The 1,816-nt window shown below is 72.9% G+C and carries 2 protein-coding genes; both read right to left on the reverse strand.

Features of this window, described 5'->3' with window-relative positions; all coding sequences use genetic code 11:
* The coding region (locus GT354_RS24780; protein WP_161358586.1) for a response regulator at nt 1-623 on the reverse strand (623 nt) is incomplete at its 3' end.
* Nucleotides 620-1,816, reverse strand: a 1,197-nt coding sequence (locus tag GT354_RS54450; protein ID WP_237535420.1) for an ATP-binding protein, incomplete at its 5' end; no start/stop codon positions are given. The genes GT354_RS24780 and GT354_RS54450, both read right to left, overlap by 4 nt.

The raw sequence follows: 1,816 nt of genomic DNA on the forward strand, positions 1-1,816 counted from the left end.
ACCAGGCGGCGCGAGGACAGGTGGTCGAGGTAGCGGCGGGCGGTGGGCCGGGAGACGCCGACGGCGTCGGCGATGTCGGCGGCCGTGGTGGCAACGCCGGTCCGCAGTCGCGCCACGATCGCCTCGAACGTCGCGGGCGCGAGGCCCTTGGGCAGCGGCGGCGTGTCGGAGGTCCGGCGCAGCGCCGCGAACGCCTGGTCGACGTCCTCCTGCCCGGTGGCGGTGGGTCCGTCGGCCGAGGTGGCGGTGATCTGGCGCCGATACTCGGCGTAGCCGTCCAGGCGCTCGCGGAACGCGGCGAACGAGAACGGTTTGAGCAGGTATTGCACGACGCCCAGGGACACCGCGGAACGCACGAGTCGCAGGTCGCGCGCCGAGGTGACCGCGATGACGTCGGCCTCGTGCCCTTGCGAGCGCATGTTTCGACACACCTCGAGGCCGTGCATGTCGGGCAGGTAGAGGTCGAGAAGCACCAGGTCGACCGTGCGGGTGGCCAAGAGGCGCAGCGCCTCGGTGCCGACGCCGGCGACGCCGACGACGTCGAAGCCGGGGACCCGCCCGGTAAAGACGGCGTGGGCTTCGGCGAGCACGGGATCGTCCTCGACGACGAGGGTGCGGATCACGTGTCGTCCCCCGTCGGTACGGCAGTCGGGACGGGAACCCGGGCCGCCGGCACGGTCGTTCGGTCCGGGTCGGGGGGCAGTCGTACGGTGAAGACCGCTCCGCCGCCGTCGGCTCGGCCGACGTCCACGGTGCCCGCGTGGCGCGTCACGATCTGTCGCACCAGAGCCAGGCCGAGGCCGCGTCCTTGGGATCCGTACGGCTCCTTCGTGCTCCAGCCGCGTTCGAACACCCGGGCGGCGAGCGGTTCGTCGATGCCGGCGCCGCTGTCGGTGACCCGCAGCAGCAGGTCGCCGCCGGTCTCGCGGTCCACTCGGACCACGACCTCGACGGTGCGTGGTGGCGGTGCGGACACCGCCGCGTCGATGGCGTTGTCGACCAGGTTGCCGAGCACGGTGACCAGGTCGCGGGGGTCGAAGCCGGTTTCGAGCGGGTGCCACCGGTCGGGTGCTTGTCCCGGGGAGTCCGGGAGGTCTGGGAACCCTGGGGAAACTGGGAAACCTGGGGAACCTGGGGAGTCCGGGAAGCCTGGGGAGCTTGGGGAGGCCGAGGAGTTCGGGGCGGCCGGGGACCCCGCGCCGTCCAAGTCGCCGATCACGGTCAGGTGGACGCCGCGTTCGGCGGCCTGTGCGTGTTTGCCGAACAACAGTGCCACCAGAGTCGGTTCGCGTACGGCGGAGGTCAGCCGGTCGGCGAGGTCCTGCGAGGCGGCCAGTTCGCCGGTGGCGAATCGGATCGCCTCTTCGCCGCGGCCGAGTTCGACCAGGGCGACGACGGTGTGCAGTCGGTTGCCGGCCTCGTGCGCGGAGGCGCGCAGCGCGTCGGCGAAGCCGCGTACCTGGTCGAGTTCGCCGACCAGGGAGCGTAGTTCGGTGTGGTCGCGCAGGGTCGCGACGGTGCGCCCGCCGCGCCGGGTGGGACTGACGTTGACCGCGAGCGCGTGCTCGCCGCTGAGGTGGATCTCGTCGCTGACCGTGCGGCCCGCGGCCAGGGTGGCGGCGAGGGTGCCGTCCAGACCCAGGTCGGCCACGTGCCGTCCTTCCGGCTCGTCCGGCAGCGCCAGCAGCCGCACCGCCTCGTCGTTGGCCAACACGAGCCTGCCGTCCGGGTCGAGCACGATCAGTCCCTCGCGGACCGCGTGCAGCACCGCGTCGTGGTGCTCGTACACGCGCCGCAGCTCGACCGGCCCGAGCCC

This window comes from Streptomyces sp. SID3343 (genome assembly GCF_009865215.1).
In the GTDB taxonomy this organism is placed as follows: domain Bacteria; phylum Actinomycetota; class Actinomycetes; order Streptomycetales; family Streptomycetaceae; genus Embleya.